General features: G+C 58.6%; 24 protein-coding genes. 5 read left to right on the forward strand and 19 right to left on the reverse strand.

The features are described 5' to 3' along the window. Window positions 1-63: 63 nt before the first annotated feature. On the forward strand, window positions 64-1,635 hold the full coding sequence (locus PSJ8397_RS09585) for a Ppx/GppA family phosphatase (RefSeq protein WP_085864860.1): 1,572 nt from the start codon (window positions 64-66) through the stop codon (window positions 1,633-1,635). Here the strand turns inward: PSJ8397_RS09585 and PSJ8397_RS09590 are convergent. The 7 genes from PSJ8397_RS09590 to PSJ8397_RS09620 are packed head-to-tail and all read right to left on the reverse strand — an operon-like array spanning window position 1,622 to window position 7,748. Further along, window positions 1,622-1,999 (reverse strand): hypothetical protein, encoded by a 378-nt coding sequence (locus PSJ8397_RS09590; RefSeq protein ID WP_085864399.1) that lies wholly within the window; start codon window positions 1,997-1,999, stop codon window positions 1,622-1,624. The two genes, PSJ8397_RS09585 and PSJ8397_RS09590, sit on opposite strands and share 14 nt — an antisense overlap. Window positions 2,000-2,035: 36 nt before the next feature. Continuing rightward, window positions 2,036-3,034, reverse strand: coding sequence for an endonuclease/exonuclease/phosphatase family protein (locus PSJ8397_RS09595; protein WP_085864400.1), 999 nt, complete (start codon window positions 3,032-3,034; stop codon window positions 2,036-2,038). After that, window positions 3,031-3,714 (reverse strand): molecular chaperone DjiA, encoded by a 684-nt coding sequence (locus PSJ8397_RS09600; protein ID WP_085864401.1) that lies wholly within the window; start codon window positions 3,712-3,714, stop codon window positions 3,031-3,033. Before PSJ8397_RS09600 ends, PSJ8397_RS09595 begins: the two co-directional genes overlap by 4 nt. 32 nt (window positions 3,715-3,746) lie before the next feature. Then, the gene (locus PSJ8397_RS09605) at window positions 3,747-4,220 is read right to left on the reverse strand and encodes a GNAT family N-acetyltransferase (protein WP_085864861.1); all 474 of its coding nucleotides are present in this window, start codon (window positions 4,218-4,220) and stop codon (window positions 3,747-3,749) included. Then, window positions 4,220-4,816, reverse strand: coding sequence for a VOC family protein (locus PSJ8397_RS09610; protein WP_085864402.1), 597 nt, complete (start codon window positions 4,814-4,816; stop codon window positions 4,220-4,222). Before PSJ8397_RS09610 ends, PSJ8397_RS09605 begins: the two co-directional genes overlap by 1 nt. Window positions 4,817-4,819: 3 nt before the next feature. Further along, window positions 4,820-6,946, reverse strand: a complete 2,127-nt coding sequence (scpA, locus tag PSJ8397_RS09615; RefSeq protein WP_085864403.1) for a methylmalonyl-CoA mutase — start codon at window positions 6,944-6,946, stop codon at window positions 4,820-4,822. Continuing rightward, a complete protein-coding gene (locus PSJ8397_RS09620) occupies window positions 6,921-7,748 on the reverse strand; it encodes a hypothetical protein (protein WP_143515424.1) in 828 nt (275 codons plus the stop codon). Before PSJ8397_RS09620 ends, scpA begins: the two co-directional genes overlap by 26 nt. Before the next feature lie 322 nt (window positions 7,749-8,070). Between PSJ8397_RS09620 and PSJ8397_RS09625 the strand changes: the two genes are divergently transcribed. Next, the gene (locus tag PSJ8397_RS09625; RefSeq protein WP_085864405.1) at window positions 8,071-8,538 is read left to right on the forward strand and encodes a DUF4174 domain-containing protein; all 468 of its coding nucleotides are present in this window, start codon (window positions 8,071-8,073) and stop codon (window positions 8,536-8,538) included. A gap of 49 nt (window positions 8,539-8,587) precedes the next feature. Here PSJ8397_RS09625 and PSJ8397_RS09630 read toward each other — a convergent pair whose 3' ends face one another. From PSJ8397_RS09630 to PSJ8397_RS09655, 7 genes are all read right to left on the reverse strand, one after another. Then, a complete protein-coding gene (locus PSJ8397_RS09630) occupies window positions 8,588-10,630 on the reverse strand; it encodes an acetyl-CoA carboxylase biotin carboxylase subunit (RefSeq protein ID WP_085864406.1) in 2,043 nt (680 codons plus the stop codon). Between the two features lie 88 nt (window positions 10,631-10,718). Next, window positions 10,719-10,919 carry a hypothetical protein gene (locus tag PSJ8397_RS09635; protein ID WP_085864407.1) on the reverse strand — a complete coding sequence of 67 codons (201 nt, stop codon included), beginning with the start codon at window positions 10,917-10,919 and terminating at the stop codon, window positions 10,719-10,721. Window positions 10,920-11,036: 117 nt separating this feature from the next. Beyond that, window positions 11,037-11,240, reverse strand: a complete 204-nt coding sequence (locus tag PSJ8397_RS17210) for a hypothetical protein (protein WP_085864408.1) — start codon at window positions 11,238-11,240, stop codon at window positions 11,037-11,039. 343 nt (window positions 11,241-11,583) lie between these two features. Beyond that, window positions 11,584-11,955 carry a hypothetical protein gene (locus PSJ8397_RS09645; RefSeq protein WP_200811305.1) on the reverse strand — a complete coding sequence of 124 codons (372 nt, stop codon included), beginning with the start codon at window positions 11,953-11,955 and terminating at the stop codon, window positions 11,584-11,586. Between the two features lie 84 nt (window positions 11,956-12,039). Continuing rightward, a complete protein-coding gene (locus tag PSJ8397_RS17105) occupies window positions 12,040-12,189 on the reverse strand; it encodes a hypothetical protein (RefSeq protein WP_200811306.1) in 150 nt (49 codons plus the stop codon). A gap of 217 nt (window positions 12,190-12,406) precedes the next feature. Continuing rightward, window positions 12,407-12,793 carry a DUF6497 family protein gene (locus PSJ8397_RS09650; protein ID WP_143515426.1) on the reverse strand — a complete coding sequence of 129 codons (387 nt, stop codon included), beginning with the start codon at window positions 12,791-12,793 and terminating at the stop codon, window positions 12,407-12,409. Window positions 12,794-12,811: 18 nt separating this feature from the next. Then, entirely contained in the window at window positions 12,812-14,344 is a 1,533-nt protein-coding gene (locus tag PSJ8397_RS09655; RefSeq protein WP_085864411.1) for an acyl-CoA carboxylase subunit beta, read from the reverse strand. 201 nt (window positions 14,345-14,545) lie between these two features. Between PSJ8397_RS09655 and PSJ8397_RS09660 the strand changes: the two genes are divergently transcribed. The 3 genes from PSJ8397_RS09660 to PSJ8397_RS09670 are packed head-to-tail and all read left to right on the forward strand — an operon-like array spanning window position 14,546 to window position 17,705. After that, window positions 14,546-15,793, forward strand: coding sequence for a multidrug effflux MFS transporter (locus tag PSJ8397_RS09660; protein ID WP_085864862.1), 1,248 nt, complete (start codon window positions 14,546-14,548; stop codon window positions 15,791-15,793). A gap of 48 nt (window positions 15,794-15,841) precedes the next feature. Next, window positions 15,842-17,236 carry a helix-turn-helix domain-containing protein gene (locus PSJ8397_RS09665; protein ID WP_085864412.1) on the forward strand — a complete coding sequence of 465 codons (1,395 nt, stop codon included), beginning with the start codon at window positions 15,842-15,844 and terminating at the stop codon, window positions 17,234-17,236. A 19-nt stretch (window positions 17,237-17,255) separates the two neighbouring features. Continuing rightward, a complete protein-coding gene (locus tag PSJ8397_RS09670) occupies window positions 17,256-17,705 on the forward strand; it encodes a CoxG family protein (RefSeq protein ID WP_085864413.1) in 450 nt (149 codons plus the stop codon). On the opposite strand, the gene PSJ8397_RS09675 is transcribed toward PSJ8397_RS09670, so the two are convergent. Genes PSJ8397_RS09675 through betI form a run of 5 tightly spaced genes read right to left on the reverse strand, consistent with a single transcriptional unit; the run spans window position 17,702 to window position 23,586 of the window. Beyond that, a complete protein-coding gene (locus PSJ8397_RS09675) occupies window positions 17,702-18,349 on the reverse strand; it encodes a thermonuclease family protein (RefSeq protein ID WP_085864414.1) in 648 nt (215 codons plus the stop codon). The two genes, PSJ8397_RS09670 and PSJ8397_RS09675, sit on opposite strands and share 4 nt — an antisense overlap. A gap of 54 nt (window positions 18,350-18,403) precedes the next feature. Then, window positions 18,404-20,047 carry a choline dehydrogenase gene (gene betA, locus PSJ8397_RS09680; RefSeq protein WP_085864415.1) on the reverse strand — a complete coding sequence of 548 codons (1,644 nt, stop codon included), beginning with the start codon at window positions 20,045-20,047 and terminating at the stop codon, window positions 18,404-18,406. Next, on the reverse strand, window positions 20,047-21,504 hold the full coding sequence (betB, locus tag PSJ8397_RS09685; RefSeq protein WP_085864416.1) for a betaine-aldehyde dehydrogenase: 1,458 nt from the start codon (window positions 21,502-21,504) through the stop codon (window positions 20,047-20,049). Before betB ends, betA begins: the two co-directional genes overlap by 1 nt. Window position 21,505: 1 nt before the next feature. Then, window positions 21,506-23,014 (reverse strand): choline-sulfatase, encoded by a 1,509-nt coding sequence (gene betC / locus PSJ8397_RS09690; RefSeq protein ID WP_085864417.1) that lies wholly within the window; start codon window positions 23,012-23,014, stop codon window positions 21,506-21,508. After that, a complete protein-coding gene (gene betI / locus PSJ8397_RS09695) occupies window positions 23,011-23,586 on the reverse strand; it encodes a choline-binding transcriptional repressor BetI (RefSeq protein WP_085864418.1) in 576 nt (191 codons plus the stop codon). Before betI ends, betC begins: the two co-directional genes overlap by 4 nt. Between the last annotated feature and the right edge of the window lie 3 nt (window positions 23,587-23,589).

Genomic DNA, 23,589 nt, shown 5'->3' on the forward strand with positions numbered 1-23,589 from the left:
CACGGCCGCGACGGGCCGCGATGGTTCGGCGCAATGGGGACACGGACAGATGAGGATCATCTGATGGATGGACAAAAACCAACCGATGACGCACCTGATTGGGGGCCTTTTGGCCGCCCGTTGTTCGATGACCCGAAGGCCCGCGCGCTCGCCCGCGTCGGCGTCATTGATGTGGGTTCAAACTCTGTCCGGATGGTGATTTTTGACGGGGCTGCGCGATCGCCCGCCTATTTTTACAACGAAAAGATCATGGCTGGCTTGGGTGCGGGCATGGCCGAAACAGGCCGCCTGAACCCCGAAGGCCGCGCACGCGCGCTGTCCGCGATCAAGCGGTTTGTGGCGATTGCTGCGGGCCTTGGCATCCCGCCCCTGACGGCAGTCGCCACCGCTGCTGTGCGCGAGGCCGAAGACGGGCCCGATTTTCGCGCCGACGTGCTGCGTGAAACCGGGTTGAAAATCTGGGTGATCGACGGTCAGGAAGAGGCGCGGTTGTCTGCACAGGGCGTTTTGCTGGGCTGGCCCGGCAGCTACGGTCTGGTCTGTGACATCGGCGGATCGTCACTGGAATTGGCCGATCTGGCCGAAGGCCGTGTGGGCCGCCGTGAGACCTCCGCCCTTGGGCCGCTGAAACTGCGCGAAATCAAATCCAAGAAAAAGCGCCAAGCCTACATCAAATCAACCGTCAAAGACCTGTTTGGGCAGATGGGCGAACGCACGGGCCAACGTCTGTTCCTGGTGGGCGGATCATGGCGCGCCATCGCCCGCATTGACATGGAACGCCGCGGCTATCCCATGACCGTGCTGCACGAATATCGCATGACGCCCCAGCGCATCATCAAGACGATGAAGTATATTGAAGACAGCGATCTGCAAGAATTACGGGGCCGCTGCGGCATCTCGGAAAGCCGCATGGCGCTGGTCCCTTATGCCGTGCGTGTCCTGCGTGAGGTCATCAGCCGGTTCAAACCCAAAGACATCACCATTTCCAGCTACGGCATCCGCGAAGGCATGTTGTATGAACAAATGCCGCAAGAGTTGCGTGAGCGGGACCCGCTGATTGAGGCCTGCCGCTTTGCCGAGGCCAAGGATGCCCGCCTGCCCGGCTTTGGGCGCACCCTCTATCATTTCGTTATGCCATTGTTTGGCCGCGCAAATTTTCAACGCAAACGTCTGATCCGCGCGGCCTGCCTGCTGCACGATGTCAGCTGGCGCGCGCACCCAGACTACCGACATGAGGTTGTCTTCGACAACGCCACCCGTGCCAACCTTGGCGGGCTGAAACATTCCGAACGTGTGTTCTTGGGCACCGCCTTGTTGCATCGCTATTCCAACAAACGCGAAGGATCACGGTTCGAGGAACTGTTTGACCTGATTGATGAGGCAGAGTTGAACCGCGCCGAAATTCTGGGCCGTGCCATGCGGTTGGGGGCAATGTTGTGGATGAAGGCCGACGAACAGGCCGCAAAACTCAAATATTCGAAGAAATCAAACACACTGGAATTGGTGCTGCAAAGTGCCGCTGCCCCCCTGTTCGGCGAAGTTGCCCAATCCCGCTTTGACAGCCTAGCCGCGGCCCTTGGGGCCACTGGCACGGTGCGCATCAAAGGCGCACGCAAGACGCCTAAAGATCAATAGGCGCGTTTTCCGGCGGTGTGAACTCCGGCGCATCTGGGCTGCGACGGATGATGATATCCCCGTTGGGCAAAATCTCGGGCGCTTCATAGTAGCGCACTGAATCCAACGTCCGCACCAACTCCATCAAGGCGGGGCCCATCTCCGTCGCCAAAAGCTCCAACGCGGGCTCCAGCTCTTGCGCCATGTCGGAAAATTCGTCGATGGCGGGCTCCATCTCGGACATCAGCCCGCGAAAAAGCAGCTTGGCGCCTTCCTCCATCAAGGAAAACCCTTCTTCGATCCCCCCCTCTTCCTGCGTTTGGGCAGACAGGGGCAAGGCGTTGACGGACAGGACAAGGCAGGCGGACAAGATTACATGTTTCATACACGCAATATAGGCACACTCCCCCCGATTCCAAAATCAGGCGTCAAAGGTCATCACAACGGGGAAGTGGTCTGAGGCGGTCAACAGGGCCTCCATCAGGGGTTTATCCGCGAAACAGGCCGGATGATCAAAAGGATGAAGGATCGTCCAGTCTGCCCCCATGTCGCGCACGGACTGCGACACCATAATATAATCCAACAAGGCCGACAGATACCGTCCATGGGGCGGCAGTTTGAACCGTGCCGTGGCCGGCAGCGCACCCAAACGTCGCGACAGCGCCATTTCCGCATGCGGATCATAAAGCTGCTCCCCATGCCCCTCACCCAAGACAATCTCAACCCCTGATCGGCCAAACAGCTTTTCGAATTCGTCGAGGCCCGGACCGTCGTTGAAATCACCCATCACAATCATGGCGTCACCGGCGGCCAGATGCGCCTCGATCCGGCGGCGCAGCCAAATGCATTGCGCCAATTGTTTGCGCCGATTGGCAATGGAAATGCGCATAACCTCATCCTTGGTGCGCGCGCCATGGGGGGCTTTGGATTTCGCGTGTACGCCGATCACCCGGAACGCCTTGTCTTGAGACGTGACCAACAATTCCAGCGGCGGTTTTGACCACCGCACCCCGTCAGGCAAATCATCGCTGTCCAAATCCATGTCGATGGTGTCGTCAAACTGCGGCGCACCCAAGGTGCTGGGTGCATGTTCTGCCGACATCATGTCGGGATCGTAGAGAAACAGAATCTCCTGTTGGGTGTGGTTGACAAAGCCGATGATCGCACGGCGTGCGCGTAGCCCAAACCGCGCAGCGAACCCCTCAAGGGCGGCGGCGCCATCACGGCGGGCATGGGAATCCGGCCCTTCGATCACCATAATCCCGTCCGCATCCATCGCCTTGAACACATGGCCCAAGGCCGCCGTTTGCGCGGCCCGCGTTACATCACGACGACCTGACCACCGGTCGTCGTCGTACAATTGCCCGTCATTGTCGAACAGGTTGGAAAACCATTCTACATTGTAGGTCGCCAGCTTCACGCCGCGCGCTCGCTAATGTCTTCCCACGCACGGTTGATCGCGATCATACGTTTTTGGGCCAGCTTGACGGCCTCTTCGGGAACGCCGCGCGCGATCATCTGATCGGGGTGCGTTTCGCGCACCAACCGGCGCCACGCTGCGCGCACGTCCTCCATCGGGGCGTCAGGGGAGACCCCCAAAACGTCGTAGGGATCACGCTCCGCATCCGAGACAAATTGCGCGCGCAGCCGTTTGAACCGCGCCTCGCCCAGCTCAAGGATCTCAGCCACGCGCTGCAAAAACGCGTCTTCATTGGGGTGATAAATCCCGTCCGCCAAAGCGATGTGGAAAAGCCCCTCCATCAGATCGCACAGGGGGGCGGTATCATCACCTGCATACATTGCCCTGATTTTACGGGCATAATCCTCAAAACCGGCAACGTCCTGACGGGCAAGATTGAACAAACGGCCTGCGTTTTTCTCTTCGCCTTCGGGGATGACGAACACCTCCCGAAAGGCTGTGACTTCGTCCTTGGTGACCTGTCCGTCTGCCTTGGCCATTTTGGCGCCCAAGGCGATGACGGCAATGGCGAAGGCCACGCTGCGTTCCGGCGGGGTGCGCAGTTTGGCAAAAACATCCGACAAGCTGTCGCCTGCGGCCAATGACGACAAAGCGTCCGAAATGCGGGTCCAGATAGACATAGGACAGAGCATAGCCCCTTAGCACGAGGATGTCAGAGCCGTTTTTGCATCAAAACCAGATCAAGCCATCTGTCCCAACGGCGGCCCACTTCGGGCATCTTGCCCACCTCCGCAAACCCGAGCTGTTTGTGGAACGCCCGCGCCGCCACGTTTTCCCCTGCGACACCCGCCACAAGCACATGGATGCCATTGGCGCGGGCATGCTTCATTGCAGCCAGCATCAACGCCCGACCCGCGCCCTGCCCCTTGGACAACGGATCAACCATAATCGAATGTTCTGCCGTATGGGCATACCCTGGCCCGCCCCGAAAGGGCCCATATGTAACGAAGCCCAGGATCAGTTCAGAGCTTTCGGCCACCAGAAAACAAGGTCTTTCCGCGATCAGCTCCGCCACCTGGTCCGCCGTCTTTTCCAGCGGGCTGAACGTCATATTGGTATCTGCGATCAACGGGTTCCAGATGGCACAAATCGCATCTGCATCCGCAGCCCGTGCGGCGCGGATGATCACAGCGTCACGCGCCCGCGTGGCGTTTGCATGTCCGCCGACAGGGAGACCTCAGCCGCCGTCTCGAACACAACGCGCGCATCTGACAACGCCTGGGCAACCTCCGCCCGCAACGCATCCGCTTGCGGGTGCCGGACCGTAAGGCGTTCCAACGTGCAGCCCGAGGGCGGCAGACTTTGCCCGGGCGGCGTGTCGGTGTGCCAGCGCAGCACCGTTGGAAACCCGCCCTCCATGGGCAAGGTCCCATCCGGCGGTGCGCCCATGTCCCAACGCAAATCGCCGCGCGCCATAGGCACAGCCTCCATCCCGTGGCGCAGCCAGTCGTCAAAATCATCCGGCTCGCAAATCCAGTTGGCCAATCGGGGCGGACCGCTGAACGCATCCAATCCAAACCAGCGCGGCCGGTCCGGTGTCACCGTCGGGTCCACCGCAATCACCTCAAGATAAATGCCATCCGACACCCCCAACAGCCGGTTGTGGGTGCCGAAATGCAGATGTTGACCACCAGGCCGCATCGACACGCCCAACCGATCCTCGGCCCAAGCGACGCCCTCGTCCAAGGTCTCGGCCGCTATGGCAAGATGGTCCAGCCGCACGGTTTATCCCTTCGCCTCACGGATCAGACGCAAAATGTCGCGCGCGGCTTCGGGAATGTTCGTGCCCGGACCAAAGATCGCTTTGACGCCGGATTTCATCAAGAAATCATAGTCTTGTTGCGGAATGACGCCACCGCAAATAACAAGAATGTCCTCTGCATCAGCCGCTTTCAGCGCCTCAATCAGCTTGGGGGCCAAGGTCTTATGACCTGCTGCCTGTGACGAAATTCCGATCACATGCACGTCGTTGTCCACGGCATCCTGTGCGGCCTCTTCAGGGGTTTGGAACAAGGGGCCCACGTCCACATCGAACCCGATATCGGCAAACGCCGTCGCGATCACTTTGGCCCCGCGATCGTGGCCGTCTTGCCCCATTTTGACGACCAACATGCGCGGGCGGCGCCCCTCGTCCTCGGCAAAGGCTTCGACATCTTTCTGGATGGCCGCGAAACCTGCGTCGCCCTCATAGGCGGCACCATAAACGCCTGCCAATGTCTTTACCTCGGCACGGTGACGGCCGAATACCTTTTCCATAGCCATGCTGATTTCCCCCACAGTTGCACGATGGCGCGCGGCCTCCACGGCGGCCTCCAACAGGTTGCCCCCGACGGAGGCGCGGCGCTCAACCTCGGCCAGCGCCGCATCACAGGCCGCCTGATCGCGGCTGGCGCGGATGGTGTCCAAACGGGCGACCTGCGCCTCCCGCACGGCCACGTTGTCGACGTCCAGAATGTCGATCTCATCCTCTTTTTCGAGACGGTATTTGTTGACGCCAACGATCACTTCCTCGCCGCGGTCGATCATCGCCTGTCGCTTGGCGGCCGACTCCTCAATCCGCAATTTAGGCATACCGGAGGCCACGGCCTTGGTCATGCCGCCCATTTCCTCAACCTCCTCAATCAAAGTCCAGGCGGCCTCGGCCAAATCCGCTGTGAGTTTTTCGACGTAATATGATCCCGCCAGCGGATCGACCACGTTCGTCACACCGGTTTCTTCCTGCAAAATCAACTGCGTGTTGCGCGCGATGCGGGCTGCAAATTCCGTGGGCAGGGCAATCGCCTCATCCAGCGCGTTGGTGTGCAGCGATTGCGTCCCGCCCAACACAGCGGCCATCGCTTCGTATGCGGTGCGCACGACGTTGTTGTAAGGGTCCTGTTCCTGCAACGATACGCCGGAGGTCTGACAGTGTGTGCGCAACATCGACGATTTCGGCGATTTGGGCTCAAATTCAGCCATGATGCGCGACCACAGCAGACGGGCGGCGCGCAGTTTCGCGGCCTCCATGAAGAAATTCATGCCGATGGCGAAAAAGAACGACAGGCGGGGGGCAAACCGGTCCACATCCATGCCGCGCGCAAGCGCCGTGCGCACATATTCGCGCCCGTCGGCCAGCGTGAAGGCCAGCTCCTGCACAAGGTTCGCGCCCGCCTCTTGCATGTGATAGCCGGAGATCGAGATGGAGTTGAATTTCGGCATCTCATTGGCCGTATATTCGATGATGTCGGCCACCAGACGCATCGAGGGTTCGGGCGGATAGACATAGGTGTTGCGCACCATGAATTCCTTTAGGATGTCATTCTGGATCGTGCCGGACAGGACAGACCGGTCGTGTCCCTGCTCCTCCCCCGCGACGATAAAATTGGCCAAAATCGGGATCACTGCGCCATTCATCGTCATCGACACGCTGACTTTGTCCAATGGAATGCCATCAAAGAGGATTTTCATATCCTCAACGCTGTCAATCGCCACGCCCGCCTTGCCGACATCGCCCACGACCCGTTCGTGATCGCTGTCGTAGCCGCGGTGGGTGGCCAGATCGAAGGCGACAGACACGCCCTGCTGGCCTGCCGCCAAAGCCTTGCGGTAAAAGGCGTTGGATTCTTCGGCTGTCGAGAAACCCGCATACTGGCGGATCGTCCAGGGGCGGCCTGCGTACATGGTGGATTTGACGCCGCGCGTGAACGGGGCTTCGCCCGGCAGCGTGCCCAGATGGTCCAGCCCCGCGATATCGTCGGCGCCGTACACAGGCTGAACATCAATGCCTTCAATCGTCTTCCACGTCAGATCGTCCAAGGGGCGACCGCGCAGCTCGGAGGTTGCGCGTTCAGCCCAGTCTTTCTTCGAACTCATGGGTTTGTCCTTTCGATAACACTGTCCCCAATGGGTCAGCGTCGGGTTGCATCTGGGCCCTGTCAGGGCGTGTCGCGGGCGTTGTTCGCCCGTCGATATAGCGGGCCAGCCCATCGGCCCCCGCCTCAAGCCACATCAAATCGCGGCGATATTCGGCGCGCAAAACCGCGCATTGGTCTTCGTCAAACGGCATCCACCGGTTGTCCGTCATCTGGGCTTTGCCCCGCAAACCCGCTTCGCCACGCAGACGTAGGATCTCATTCAACCCGTCAACGTCGAGGGCGCAATTGCGGTGGATCGTATCTTTGGACATCAGATCGACGGTTCCTGGGCAAAACATCTCAACAACATCTGCGGGCCGGTTGGCCAGCCTCTCAAACGGGAACACAAAGATGTCTGCGTGCGGAAATACGGCCCGAATGTCACGTACAAGCGTGCGCCACCGACGCGGTTGGGTCGTCAGCAAATCCAAATCGTCTTTGGTTGGCATTCGCGCGCCCCGTTTCACGGCATGTGACAAGGAAGACGCCCAGAAATTCTCATAGCTTCGGATACACATCCCGATCTGCAGGGTGTGCCCCGCAAAGGCTGGGACAAAGCGCAAAAGACGTTCGTCAGCCATCGGATACAGCGATTTTTCACGAATGTTTCGACGAATTGACCCGATGAGGTTTTCCTCAGAGATCAACAAATTGCACTGCCCAAGACGGGCAAGCCGATTGATTTCAAGGCGGATGCGTCCAACGGACCGGTGCGCGCGCTTTTCATCAATGAGGGTGATATTTTCGGGATGTCGGATCATACCACGCATCAGCCCGTCGCGCGTCCGCTTTGGCGTCCAGCACGTGAGTCCCGCTTGCGCAAGTCGCATCCGATTTTTCCACAATTGGGCCTGAAAGGTTGTCGTCGCACACCGATGTGCGCCCAAATGTAACTTGATCTCCATCCGCGTTGTCCTTTGACGTCGGTCAGCACAAAATTGACCATAAAGAGAGTCAATATCTGTGTGTCTTTGGCGGAAGATCCTGAGGATAAGGTTAAAGCTAAAATTGTATGGGTCGTCGGCAGGATTGCTGTTCGTCTTGCCGCCAATCGTCCCTATATCAAGTCTAAAGGGGAACAGAATGATCCGATCCACACTTGCCGCGGCCCTGATCTGTTTGGCGACGGGCACAATTGCCGACGACGAAGTAACCTTAACGCTTGAAGACCGGTGGAACGCCGACCGCAACGTTGCGATCTCTGCTCTGGACGTGACCCTGTCGGATCTGGAATGGATCGCGCGGCCCGTGGTCGTCTTTGCAGACAGCCCGAATGACCCGCGGTTTCGCCAACAGATGGATCTTCTTGCCCAACGGCCCGGGGATCTGGCCGAACGGGATGTGATCATCCTGACAGACACCGACCCTGACGCGCGCAGCGCGCTGCGTACAGAGCTTCGCCCGCGTGGGTTCATGCTCGTCATCATGGGCAAGGACGGACAGGTGGAATTGCGCAAACCCGCCCCGTGGGACGTGCGCGAAATCTCCCGCTCGATCGACAAAATGCCGCTGCGCCAGCAAGAGATTGAGGACCGGAGAGGCCAGCCGTAGCGCCCCCCCGCCTCATGCCCTGATATGTGCCCCGCGTCGGTCACGTGGCCTATTCGAATTCCATAATGACGTCATCAACGGCAAGGCTGTCGCCCGCACCGGCGTTGATTTTTGTCACCACTGCCTTCTTTTCAGCCCGCAGGATGTTTTCCATCTTCATCGCTTCCACTGTGCACAGGGCTTGGCCCTCCTGCACTTCGTCGCCGACCTCAACATCGACCTTCACGATCAGGCCGGGCATGGGGCACAGCAGCATTCTGGACGTATCGGGGGGCAGCTTTTCGGGCATCAGTTGGGCCAATTCCGCCTGACGCGAGCTGCGCACATGCACCTTGAGGTCCGCCCCGCGATAACGGATGCGGAACCCGCCCGACACCTTACCGACCTTCATCACCATGGGTGCGCCGTCGATCGTCACACGTGCCAGCGGCTGACCGGGTGTCCAATCGCTTTCAACGCGGTGAATGGTCGAACCGATCGCGACAGTCGCGCCGGTTTTGTCGGCCTCGATCACCACCGGATGACTGCCGCCTTGCAGCGTCACGACCCAATCCGACCCGACCTTGCGTTCATGATTGCCCATCCGGCCCGTCACCCGCGTGCGGCGGATTTCAGCGACGCGGTGCATGGCGGCACAGGCGGCGGCCACGCGCGTGATGTCGGCGGCGGCCAAATCAACCCCGTCGAACCCGTCGGGGTATTCTTCCTCGATAAACGCGGTCGTCATATTGCCGGAGGTGAATTTTTCATGGTCATAAACCGCGGACAGGAAGGGGATGTTGTGGCCGATCCCCTCAACCTCAAAACTATCCAAAGCCACGCGCATCTCTTCAATCGCCTCGGCACGGGTCGGCGCCCAAGTGCACAGCTTGGCGATCATCGGGTCATAATACATGGAGATTTCACCCCCATCGTAAACGCCCGTATCATTGCGCACGGCGTGCACACCCTCCGGCGCATCGCCCTGCCATTTGCCATTGGTGACCAGCGGTCCTGCAGCGACCTCAGCAGGGGGGCGATAGGTCGTCAGGCGGCCGATGGAGGGCAAGAACCCGCGATACGGGTCTTCGGCATAAAGGCGGCTTTCCATGGCCCAGCCGGTCAGCGTCACGTCATCTTGGGTCAGTGTCAGCTTTTCACCATTGGCCACGCGGATCATCTGTTCGACCAGATCGACGCCGGTGATCAACTCGGTCACGGGGTGTTCCACCTGCAGTCGGGTGTTCATTTCAAGAAAGTAGAAATTCCGGTCACCATCGACGATGAATTCAACTGTGCCGGCGGACGCGTAGCCCACGGCCTTGGCCAGCGCGACGGATTGTTCCCCCATCGCCTTACGGGTAGCCTCATCGAGGAAGGGCGACGGGGCCTCCTCAATCACTTTCTGATTGCGTCGCTGGATCGAACATTCTCGCTCACCCAAATAAATGCCGTTTCCGTGGCTGTCGCACAGCACCTGAATTTCGATGTGGCGCGGCTGGGTCACGAATTTCTCGATAAACATGCGGTCGTCGCCAAACGAGTTCGCCGCTTCGTTCTTGGAGGCCTGAAAGCCCTCCGCGACCTCTTCCTCGGTCCACGCAATACGCATCCCCTTGCCGCCGCCGCCAGCGGAGGCCTTGAGCATCACAGGATAGCCGATTTCGCCGGAAATTTTGATGGCTTCGGCCGCATCCTCAATCAGCCCCATGTGCCCTGGCACAGTTGAGACACCTGCATCTTGGGCGATTTTCTTGGACGTGATCTTGTCGCCCATGTCCTCAATCGCGCCCTTGGGCGGCCCGATAAAGGCCACGCCTGCGGCCTCTAACGCCTCAGCGAACTTGGGGTTTTCCGACAGAAAACCATAACCCGGATGGACAGCCTCAGCCCCGGTGTCTTTGATGGCCTGCATGATCTTGTCGATCACGATATAGGATTGGTTGGCAGGGGGCGGGCCAATGTGCACAGCCTCGTCCGCCATTTTCACATGCAACGCGTTGCGGTCCGCATCGGAATACACGGCGACCGTCTGAATGCCCATCTTGCGCGCGGTCTTGATGACACGGCAGGCGATTTCACCGCGGTTGGCGATCAGGATTTTCTTGAACATTCTCTTCCCCTAGAAAGCAAAACCGCCGCGCAGGGTTGACCCTGCACGGCGGTTCATAAGTGTTTCAGATGCGCCAAAGCGCTGTGTGTCAGTTACAAACGCCTGCGTCGTCACAAAAGACGCCAGCCAACGCACCGGCTGCCGCAGAGGTGCCGACGTCATTGCCCGTGGCTTCGCCGATGACAGCGCCCGCCGCCGCGCCACCCAAGGCGCGTTCGACATCGTTGTCACAGGCTGCCACGAAGACAACAGCCGACAAAGCCGCGATAAGTTTGATGGATTTTGACATTGTAAGTGTCCTTTCGAAGAATGCGAAAAGACAACGCCGGCCCTCGCAAAAGGTTCCGGCGTTTTACTTTTGTTGTGCGTGGTCCGTGCGTGCGACGGCTGGACCCGCCCGCTTGAATCAGCGGCAGAGGTTGGTGATTTCGTCACACAGCGCGCCTGCGGCGCCGCCTGCGATGGCACCGGTAAGCGGGTCAACACCTGTCGCTTCGGCAACGACAGCACCGGCGGCGGCACCGGCAAGGCCACGTTCAAGATCATTGTCGAGACAGGCCGACAATGACGCAACAGCGGCGACGGCGAAGAGGATACGGAATTTCTGCATAGGAGACTGCCCTTATTTAGCTTTGTTTTATGGGCAACAGAATCGGCTGTTTTGCGCAGCAACACAAGACATTTCTGCGCCGCAGCCGCACCGCCGCGCATCCCGGCCAGCACGGGCGCAAACAAAGATGTCGGTCCGGGCCCAAAGGGTCCGAACCGACGAGGGGAAGGGTAACGGTATTGACAATGTGAACCCAGATGAATGCTGATCATCCGACCCACATCCAGATCGTGGCACGCCGCAGGCAAGCTGTCATCAATCCACTGATTTGCGGCCTGGCCATAGGCCATTTCCCGCCAAATCCGGCCCAGCATCAGCCATTTCCCGCGCAAGCATTGCACCGCTACTGCCCTCCCGGCGCCCAATCTGGGCGGAAGATGTCGGGAAAGTTGCGCTGGATCAGATCCAGATCCAGCCGCAGCAGGGCATCATAGCTTTCGGGATCGAACGGGTCTTCCGCGGGCAGAACTTCGCGCCCGAAGACCCAGTTCAGACGGCCAGCATCCAGATTGCCCCGCACAAACGGCTCTGCGCCGAAATGTGTCATCAGCGCCCACATAAACCCTTCGTCCGCACGCCGGTCGGCGGGCCTGCGGTCTGCATAGCGTTCGCGCGCATGCAGCTTTGGCGGCAACCCCTTTTTCACGGGACGGCGAATGGTGAATTGAAAATCTGTGCTGGGAAGGCGGCTGGGAAATCCGCGGTGCTTTTCCATCACGCGGCCTCCTTTCTGTCGGGGCGGCGGGATGGGGTCAGGACAGGCGCGAACGCCTGTCCTATCTGGTCTTTGTCAGCTGGTTTACAGCTTGCCGTTAAACACGGGCTCAACGGTAACTGGAACCGGGTCAACGACCACGAATTCTTCGACGTCACCTGCGTCGGAGCTGCCACATGCGGCCATGACGGCCAGCAATGAGACGGCCACAAAGCTCTTGATGCTCTTGGACATGTTAGTCTCCTGTCTCTGTCTTTCACACGAAGAACGCCGGGCAACTTCCCGATTTTCCTCGCCTTTTGAGGATCGGTCACTTGGGTGTAACCTTGTGGAAAACTACGCGAAGCTGTCCGCGAAAGATACGTGGCGAATTCCAAGGCGCGGGCCTGTGACCGCGCTGCATCAACTGGCATCGCAAGTGAAGGGACGAGCGCAAGATATTGTGGAGGCACTAAAATTCCTCCCAGATGCAGATGCCATTTTCTGGCCGAAATATCTCAAAAAACTGCAAAACATCGGGGTCATCTTGTCCAAATTCAACTTCGGCCGCTGACATCGACAGGACAATCCGTGTCGGCGTCAGCCCGTTTTGATCCAGAACAGGGACGACCTGTTGATCGCACAACACCTGAAAATCCGGGAAGACTGTCATGTAGTCGTAGCCGGTCCCGATCTGCGGCGCGAGGAAACGAAACCGCACCAAAGCGCCGTCGTCCTCAGAAATGAACTGCAGAAACGACAGTGGCTGCCCCGACGGCACGGGGATGTCATTCGCCCAGACAGACGTCGCCATGCCCCCCAATGCGCCGAGGGCCAAAGCCCCGATATATCGCCTCACAGCAGTCATCCCCAAGCCTTAAAGCGGAATGTTGTCGTGTTTTTTCCACGGCATCTGTTGCTGCTTACCCCTGAGGCCCGCAAATGCGCGGCACAGACGTTTCCGCGTGGATTGCGGCATGATCACCTCATCCACGAACCCCCGTTCAGCGGCCACAAACGGGTTCGCAAACCGGTCTTCGTAGTCTTTGGTGTGGGCCGCGGTCTTTTCGGGATCGCCCAGATCTTTACGGTGCAAAATCTCGGTCGCGCCCTTGGCCCCCATGACCGCAATTTCAGACGTGGGCCACGCGTAGTTGATATCCCCGCGCATATGCTTGGACGACATGACGACGTAGGCCCCGCCATAGGCCTTGCGGGTGATGACCGTCACCTTCGGCACCGTCGCCTCACCATAAGCAAAAAGCAGTTTGGCACCGTGTTTGATCACGCCGTTGTATTCCTGTGTGGTGCCAGGCAGGAAGCCGGGCACATCCACAAGGCTGAGGATCGGAATTTCGAACGCATCGCAAAACCGCACAAACCGCGCCGCCTTTCGGGCGCTGTCGATGTCCAGAACACCCGCCAGCACCATGGGCTGGTTGGCCACGACGCCGACTGTCTGGCCCTCAAGCCGGATAAACCCTGTCAGGATGTTACCCGCAAAATCGGCCTGAATTTCGTAAAAATCGCCTTCGTCTGCGATTTTGTGGATCAGCTCCTTCATATCGTAGGGCTGGTTGGGGTTGTCAGGGATCAGAGTATCAAGGCTGCTTTCGACCCGGTCCACATCATCAAAGAACGGGCGCACAGGCGGTTTGGACCGGTTGTTGAGCGGCAGGAAATCCACCAGACGCCGACATTCGGCAAGGGCCTCTACATCATTTTCAAACGCCCCATCCGCCACGGAGGATTTACGCGTATGCGTTGTCGCCCCGCCCAACTCTTCCGCCGTAACCTGTTCATTCGTCACGGTTTTCACGACATCCGGCCCCGTCACAAACATGTAGGAGCTGTCTTTGACCATGAAGATGAAATCCGTCATCGCGGGGGAATAGACAGCCCCGCCCGCACAGGGCCCCATGATCAACGAAATTTGTGGCACCACACCGGAGGCCATGATGTTGCGCTGGAACACCTCACCATATCCCGCAAGGCTGTCGACACCTTCCTGAATGCGCGCGCCGCCACTGTCGTTAATGCCGATCACCGGCGCGCCGTTTTGCATTGCCATGTCCATGATCTTGCAAATCTTGGCGGCGTGGGTCGCTGATACAGACCCACCCAAAACAGTGAAATCCTGAGAGAAAACATAAACCTGCCGACCGTTGATGGTGCCCCATCCGGTGATCACCCCGTCGCCCGCGGGTTTGACGTTCTCCATCCCGAAATCGGTGCAGCGATGGGTGACAAACGTATCGAATTCTTCAAAACTGCCCTCATCCAAAAGCAATTCCACCCGTTCGCGGGCTGTTAACTTTCCTTTGCCATGCTGTGCATCAATGCGCGCCTGTCCGCCGCCAAGCTGCGCTGCAGCACGGCGATCGCCCAGCTCCTTGAGGATATCGGTCATGTCTTTCCCCCTATTGGTTGGCGTCACGCTATCCAATTTAACCCCGCAATCCGAGTCCCAAACGCCGGATGAATGGGCAAATTTGCAAAATCCCTCTTTTGCGATGAGTGCAGTTTGCAAATCAGCAAATACAAGAGTGAGCCGGATTTGTCTGCAATCACCGCAATGGACGCTGCCGCCACATGGGTCTACGGTCGCGCAATGACATCCCCATCAACACAGCACCAACCCCGCCTAAAGGCGCGGTTCCTCGATCCAACCACCCCACCTCACATCGGAACGCTGATCCTGATGGCGGGGGTTGGCGCATTGTCTTTAAACGTTTTTCTCCCGTCTCTCCCCTCAATGGCTGAGCATTTCGGAGTGGATTACAGCCTGATGCAACTGTCTGTGTCGCTGTATCTTGCGATGACGGCAGTCGTGCAAATCCTGATAGGCCCGATCTCGGACAGATACGGGCGCAGACCGGTTGTGATTGGCTGCACTGCCCTGTTTGTCGTCGTCAGCCTTGGCGCGATTTTTGCCCCGACATTCGGCGTCTTTCTGGCCTGCCGGCTTTTGCAAACATCCATCGCGACAGGCTTCGCCATGAGCCGGGCAATCGTGCGCGATATGGTCCCACAGGATCAAGCGGCGTCGATGATCGGCTACGTCACGATGGGCATGTCCATCGTCCCCATGTTGGGGCCCGTCGCTGGCGGCGCGTTGGATCAATGGTTCGGCTGGCAAGCCTCATTCTGGATGCTGGCGGTGGGGGGACTGGCCTTGCTTATCATCGTCTATTTCGATCAGGGAGAGACGTTTGAGCGGCAAACAGGCGGCTTTCGCGGTCAATTGCGGGAATACCCTGCCCTGCTGACATCGCAGCGGTTCTGGGGCTATTGTCTGGCGGCCGCTTTCGCATCGGGGGCGTTTTTTGCCTACCTTGGTGGGGCGCCGTTTGTGGGATCTGACGTCTTCAACATGACACCTGCTGAACTGGGTCTTTATTTCGGGGCGCCCGCCATCGGCTATATGGTGGGCAATGGGGTGTCGGGGCGGTATTCCGTGCGCGTCGGTGTCAATTCGATGGTTTTGATGGGCGCGCTGATCACCGTCATTGGGATGGTTCTTCTGCTGGCCTTCGATGTCGCGGGATTACAGCATCCCCTTGTTTTCTTTGGGTTTATGATCTTCATCGGCTTGGGCAACGGCGTTTTGTTGCCCAATGCGAATGCGGGCATGCTGTCGGTGCGGCCGCATCTTGCAGGGTCAGCTGCGGGATTGGGCGGGGCCTTCATGATTGGGGGCGGCGCGGGCCTGTCGGCCATCGCAGGCTTCATCCTTGGACCGGGAACGGGGGCGGCGCCTTTGATCATACTGATGCTGCTGACAACCCTTGCCTCTGTGGTTTGTGCGCTTTGGGTGATCGCGCGGGCCCGCACCGTCGCGCGCGGGGGCGAAGGCTAGACAGACAAGTTTGCAAAGCCTATTCCAAACTTAGCAAAGGGTGGGACTATGGCACCAAACAAACTCTATGCCGGGGCAAAACTGCGTGAATTGCGCGGACGCATCGGCGTGACACAAAAGGCGTTTGCAGAAAAGCTGGGCGTCTCCCTGCCCTATTTAAACCAGATGGAAAACAACAACCGCCCCGTGTCCACGACGGTTGTCTTGGCTCTCGCGCAGGAATTTGCGTTCGACGTGACGGAACTGCAATCGGGCGACGAAGCGCGTATCGTCAGCGACATGAGGGAAGCCTTGGCCGATCCGGTATTCAGTGGCCCGACACCGCCTCTCTCAGATTTGCGGCTTGCAGCCTCGAACGCGCCTGCGCTGGCGCGTGCGTTTCTGGATCTGCACATGGCCTACCGCCAGACACACGAACGATTGTCCTCCCTGGATGAGGCCTTGGGCCGCGAAGACAGCCGACTACAGCCCAGCCCATGGGAGGAGGTGCGCGACTTTTTCCACTATTGCGACAACTACATTGATGCCGTTGACCGCTCCGCCGAAAGGTTTGCAACTACGGCCGGCCGGAATATTGAGGCCGCCGCGCGAAGTGCACTGTCCGATGCCGGCGTTCGCGTGATCTATAGCGATGACAATCAGATACGTCGCTATGACGATGACACCAAAACGCTTTATCTGTCCCGATCCGCTGTCGCAGAAACCCAGAGATTTCAGCTCCTGTTGCAGGTGGCCCTGATTAAATATGACCAGTTGCTTGAGGCCACATTGGATCTCGCCCGCTTTCAGTCGCCGCAAGCGCGCAGCATCGCAAAAGTGGGATTGGCGAACTATTTTGCAGGGGCGGCCCTCATGCCATATGTTGAATTTTTGCAAGCCGCCCGCGACGTCCGCCATGACTTGGAACGCCTTGCTGATCGTTTCGGCGCGTCTTTGGAACAGGTGGCCCATCGACTGTCCACAATGCAGCGCCCCGGGGAAAAAGGCATTCCGTTTTTCTTCGTGCGTGTCGATCCTGCGGGTACGATCACCAAACGCCATTCTGCAACCACGCTTCAATTTGCGCGCTTTGGCGGGGCCTGTCCGCTATGGAACGTCCATGGCGCATTCGAAACACCGGGACGTTGGTTGCGGCAACTGGCCGAAACGCCCGACGGCGTGCGGTATTTCTGTTTGGCCCGTGATGTCAGCAAACCGGGTGGCGCGTGGGGCGTCCCTACGCGGCGCTATGCCATCGGGTTGGGCTGTGAGGTCAAACACGCCGCAGCACTCGTCTATGCCGACCACCTCAGCTTTGATGATGCAGCGGCATTTGAACCCATAGGCATCTCATGTCGCATTTGTGAACGCAAAAACTGCCCCCACCGATCTGTCCCTCCGCTTGAACGACAACTTCGCGTGGACCCCAACGAACGTGGCATGCTACCCTATCAATTAGATTGAATGCGGGAGAATATGGACGATGGAACTTGAAGGCACGCGCACAATTGCCGCAGATCGCGCAACCGTCTGGGAACACTTGAACAATCCTGAAACCCTCCGCGCCTGTATCCCTGGCTGCGAGGAATTGAGCGGCTCTGCCGAAGATGGGTTTGAGGCCGTCGTCAAACAGAAAGTCGGCCCCGTGAAGGCCACATTCAAAGGTGGGGTGACCCTTGAAGATATCGACGAGCCGAACAGCTATCGTCTTGTGGGAGAAGGCAAAGGCGGTGTTGCAGGTTTTGCCAAAGGGTCCGCGAAGGTGACGCTTGCGGACAGCGACGAAGGCACCGAACTCACCTATCTGGTAGACGCCAAAGTCGGCGGAAAACTTGCGCAATTGGGCAACCGCATCGTGGGCGGCTTTGCCAAGAAAATGGCGGACAAGTTTTTTGATAATTTCCAGGAGGTCGTGGAAAACGCCGACGCTTAGTTTCGGGCCGCCCGCCACCCCGCAGCTTGCGCATCAGCCTCGGAGCAGAACCACCGTTCCCCTCGTGCCTCATTGATGCGTGTGTTCTGATAATCGCGATTGTGCGGCATGTGATAAATCCGGCCCGAGGATGAAATGTTGCCTTTGATTCTGCAATTTGTCGGGGCGGCTTGGGACGCTTGTGCGCGTTGTGTGGCGCGAAAATCGGATGGGGCCTCCATGGATCCAGCCCAAATGCCCACGCTGCGAACCTGTGCTGCTTTCTCCGTCAGATCGTAGTCCATCGAATACCGCCGATAGGCCTGTGCCCAGCCTTCCGCAACGATATCGTCGCCAACATCACGTCTTTCGACATAACATTTTGCAATATAACGCCCGTATCGATCCGTCTCGATCACCTCGCAAATTGCACTTTTCCCATCATAGCGCGCGTGCACACGTTCACTGACAAATGCACCACAGGGCCATGATCGGCCTTGGCTGTCTGTGCAGGGTTGATCGCGTTCAGGTGCGTCAATTCCATGTAGACGAACCGTCTCTCCTCCCACGCGGAAGGTGTCACCATCGACGACCTCAATCCGTCCAGACAGATCTGCGAACGCTGGTTGGGCCAAAAGAAGCAGGAGAGAACAAAACCGGATCATTCCGTTAACTAAAGGTTAACCGCACGCCACTTCAAGTCAGAACTGAAAAAGGAGTTAACGCCGCGCGGTCTGCCATTCGGGGTGAATCCACGGCGCATCATTGCTGGGTGGCAAGGGGGGACGACCCAAGACATGATCGGCAATCTTTTCCCCCACCATGATCGACGGGGCATTCAAGTTACCATTTGTAATCCTTGGAAAAATCGAACTGTCAGCCACCCGCAAACCGTCCACCCCAATGACACGTCCCATAGGGTCTACGACAGCGGCAGGGTCCCCCGCACGCCCCATCTTGCAGGTCCCACAAGGGTGATACGCACTTTCGACGTGTTCACGGATCACGTCATCAAGCTCGTCATCGGACTGCGCTTGCGGTCCGGGGATCAATTCTCCGTCTCGATAGGGCGCGAAAGCCTCTTGCGCAAAAATTTCTCGCGTCAGGCGAATGCACTTTCGAAAATCAACCCAATCGCTCTCCTTCGACATGTAATTGAAGAAAATGCGTGGATCCGCCTGTGGATCGGCCGACCTCAATGTAACTTCCCCGCGGGACTCAGACCGCATGGGGCCAGTGTGGGCCTGAAACCCTTCCGAAGCGCCCACGCCATCATAGCGGACCGCAAGTGGCAGAAAGTGAAATTGGATATCTGGGTAATCAATGCCGGCGCGGGACCTGATGAAGCCACAGGCCTCAAACTGGTTAGACGCGCCAATGCCAGATTTTGTAAAGAGCCACTGGGCCCCCACCATCGCTTTGCCCAGCAAAGACCAGTATTTGTAAAGTGAGTGCCGGCCCTTGCCCGCCATCTGAACATACAATTCCAAATGATCCTGAAGGTTTTGCCCCACCCCCGCGCGGTCCGCGATCACTTCAATCCCATGTTCGGCCAGATGTGCCGCCGGTCCAATGCCCGACAACATCAACAACTTGGGCGAATTCAACGCAGATGCTGCCAAAATGACCTCAGCCCGGGCCTCGATCACGCGGCCGTCCGTCAATTCAACACCCGTCGCCCGCCCGTTCGTCATCACGACCCGTGTGGCCAAGCCTTTGATAACCTCACAACGGCCCGTCGCAATCGCAGGACGCAAATAGGCGGACGCGGCAGACCAGCGGCGTCCTTTCCAGATCGTCGCATCAAAGGGTCCGAAACCCTCTTGTTGATGTCCATTGTAATCGCTGGTTAATTCGTACCCCGCCTGCCCCCCCGCCTTAATCCAAGCTTGGGTCAGCGGGTTCTTCCCTGGGCCGCGGGTGACATGCAATGGGCCGCCTTGGCCGCGCCAATCAGGGTCCCCCCCGCGGCCACCATCGTGCCAATCCTCCAGGCGTTTGTAGTACGGCAGCACATCCGCATAGGCCCATCCATCGGCCCCACTGTCAGCCCAATGATCGAAATCGCGGGCATGGCCGCGCACATAAATCATTCCATTGATCGAAGATGACCCACCGATGACCTTACCACGGGGGCACACCAACCGTCGGCCGCCCAAATGGGGTTCAGGCTCCGTCTGATATCCCCAATCATACCGTTTCATGTTCATCGGATAGGACAAAGCGCCAGGCATGTTGATGAATGGGCCAATATCACTGCCGCCCGTTTCAATCACCAGCACGGATTTGCCCGCCTCGGCCAGCCGGTACGCCATCGCGCATCCCGCACTGCCCGCACCGACCACCACATAGTCCGCTTGCATCAGAAGGGGGCCTCAACTGCGGTCATCGAGACATAGACGGATTTCATTTCGCTGTAATGATCGACCGCGTTTTTCGAGTTTTCGCGCCCAACACCGGACAGTTTTGACCCGCCGAATGGGGCCTCCACTGGCGCCAGATTGTAGGTGTTGATGTAGCAGGTGCCCGCCTCAAACCCTGCAACCATGCGGTGCGCCCGTCCCAGATCGTTGGTAAAGACGCCCGCGGCCAAACCGAAATCTGTGTTGTTGGCACGCGCCAGCACCTCAACCTCGTCCTCGAAATCCAGCACCGACAAAACAGGGCCGAAAATTTCATCGCGGGCGATAGTCATATCATCCGATACATCCGCAAAAACAGTCGGTTGCAAGAAGTACCCGGCGCGCTTTTCGCGCTCACCACCACACACCAGACGTGCGCCTTCCTCGATACCTTTGGCAATGAAGCCTTGCACGATATCCAACTGCTTGGCGTTCACGAGCGGGCCAAAATTAACACTTTCATCCAGCGGATCACCCATTTTGACGTCCTGCAACCGGTCCGCCAGCCGCTTTAGAAACGCGTCCTTTATGCCCTTTTGCACGAACACCCGCGTCCCGTTCGAACACACCTGACCCGAACTATAGAAGTTGCCCAAAATGGCGCCCCCGACGGCATCTTCCAGGTCGGCGTCGTCAAAAATCACGAGAGGCGATTTGCCCCCCAATTCCATCGTCACGTGACGGATGCCCTCGGCCGCGGTTGCGTACACTTTGCGGCCCGTCGGCACCGATCCCGTAAGCGAAACCTTGGCCACACGTGGGTCCGTGATCAGCGCGTGACCGACCTCGCCCATGCCCTGCACGACGTTGTAGATGCCCGCGGGCGCGCCAGCCTCATGCAGTATTTCGGCAACTTTCAACGCGCAGAGGGGCGTTGTCTCAGAGGGTTTGAACACCATCGCGTTGCCACAAGCCAAAGCGGGGGCGCCCTTCCACGCGGCGATTTGGGTGGGGTAATTCCACGCCCCGATCCCCACGCAAACGCCTAGCGCTTCGCGGCGGGTGTAGACGAAATCCTCGCCCAATTGCACGTGTTCGCCGGTCAGGGCTCCTGCAAGACCGCCAAAGTATTCAAGGGCATCCGCGGCGGATGTCGCGTCAGCGACCAGTGTTTCCTGCAACGGCTTGCCTGTGTCGTTGGTTTCCAACACGCTGAGATCATAATTGCGGTCGCGGATGATATCGGCGGCACGGCGCAACACGCGGCCCCGTTCTGTGCCTGTCATCGCGGCCCAAGCGACCTGTGCACGTTTGGCCGACGCCAAGGCCTGTTCGATGATCGCAGGCGTGGCCGCATAGACGCGCGCGATCTCTTCCTCGGACACGGGACAGATCACGCGGATCGGCGTGCCAGCAGTGTCTTCGACATAGGCGCCATCAATGAAATGGCTGGCTTTGGGCTGAATCTCGTAGGCCATCTTATTCACCTCTCGGAAAGCGTTGATTTTCCTCAAGAATATTGAGGTCCATGTGATTGCGCATGTAGCGTTCGGATGCTTTTTGCAGCGGCTGATGGTCCCACGGGAAATAATCACCGTTGCGCAAGGCCTCATAAACGACCCAACGGCGGGCCTGACTTTCGCGGACCTGAGCGTCATAGGCGTTCAGGTCCCAACGATCCTCGGATTTGGCCCGCAGCTGGTGCACCGTGCCTTGATGTTTTTCAACATCTGCGAGGTTCGTCAGCTCATGTGGATCTGCATCCATATCAAATAACTGATCTTGGTCGAGGATGCAGCGTGTGTATTTCCACTTGCCATATCGCAAGCAGACAAGCGGCGAATACGACCCTTCTGCCGCATATTCCATCGCGACGGGTGCGTCCCGTTCCACCCCGTTGGCCAAAGGAACCAAGGACATTCCTTCGGTCCACGGCATGACCTCATCCATGGACACACCTGCAAGATCACACAATGTCGGGGCCACATCGATGTTGCTCACTGGTGTCTCGATCAAACCTGTTGGCATCTGCGGGGCGCACACCATCAAGGGCACCCGCGCCGATCCCTCATAGAACGACATTTTGAACCACAGCCCCCGATCGCCCAACATATCGCCGTGATCGGACACAAACAGGATGATCGCCTCTTGCCGCGTGTCCTCCAAGGTTTGCAGAATTTCTCCCACCTTATCATCAAGGTAGCTGATGTTGGCAAAATACGCCTGCCGCGCCCGTTTCACCTGATCTTCGGTGATCTCAAAATTCTCATGGTCATTGGCATCCAAAATCCGTTTGGAGTGGGCGTCTTGCTGATCGTAGGGAATGGGCCCGACCTCAGGCAGCAGGTGGTCGCAATCCTCATAGAGGTCCCAGTATTTTTTGCGGGCCACATATGGGTCGTGCGGGTGCGTGAAACTAACGGTCAAGCACCACGGACGGGCATCGTGCCCCCGTGACAGATCATACAATTTGCGCGTGGCGTGATAGGCGACCTCGTCGTCGTATTCCATCTGGTTCGTGATTTCGGCCACGCCTGCGCCGGTCACGGACCCCATGTTGTGATACCACCAATCGATCCGCTCGCCTGGCTTGCGATAGTCCGGCGTCCAGCCAAAATCAGGCGGATAGATGTCCGTGGTCAGACGTTCTTCAAACCCATGGAGCTGATCAGGGCCGACGAAATGCATCTTCCCCGACAGACAGGTCTGATATCCCGCACGGCGCAAATGATGCGCGTAGGTCGGGATTGATGAGGCAAATTCCGCAGCGTTGTCATAGACTTGCGTGCGACTGGGCAACTGGCCGGACATGAACGAGGCCCGACCCGGGGCGCACAGGGGCGACGCGGTGTAGCTGTTTTTGAACCGGGTCGACCGCGCGGCAAGCTTTTTCAGATTGGGCGTATGCAGCCAGTCGGCGGGCCCGTCGGGAAACAGCGTACCGTTCAGCTGGTCGACCATCAGGATCAAAATGTTGGGTTGGGTCATTGGGCGGCTCCCGTCAGGTGATCAAGGGTGCGCAGCGCGACGGCGCGTGCAGTCTGCGGATCGGTGTCGCGGGCCAGCGCCGCGCGCAGATACAGCCCGTCAATCAAAGCGCCGAGTGTTTCCGCGTCCTGAGTGGGCCGCACCGACAAGGGCCGCAACGCATGGGTCAAATTCGACGCCAACCGCCGCTGATACAGCAACAACAAATGATGCATATCGGGGGAGGTCGTGGCCTGCGCATAAAGCGTCATCCACGCGCTGATCGTGGCAGGGGCAAAGCACGACGGCGCAAACGACGCGTCAATCAATGCCTCTGCCCGCGCACGCGGGGTGCGCGCCGCCCTGAGCCCTGCGCGCACTTCGGTCCCGAAATCACGCAAAATCGCCCGCATGGCGGCCAGAAAAATTTGGTCTTTGCCGCCAAAATAATGATGTGCCAGCGCCGAAGACATACCCGCCTTCTTGGCAATCTGGCTGACAGTCACGTCCAGCGACCCTTGCGCACCGATCACATCGATGGTCGCTTTAACTAAAGCTGCGCGGCGTATAGGTTCCATTCCAAGCTTGGGCATCTT

The organism is Pseudooctadecabacter jejudonensis, from assembly GCF_900172275.1.
Lineage (GTDB): Bacteria > Pseudomonadota > Alphaproteobacteria > Rhodobacterales > Rhodobacteraceae > Octadecabacter > Octadecabacter jejudonensis.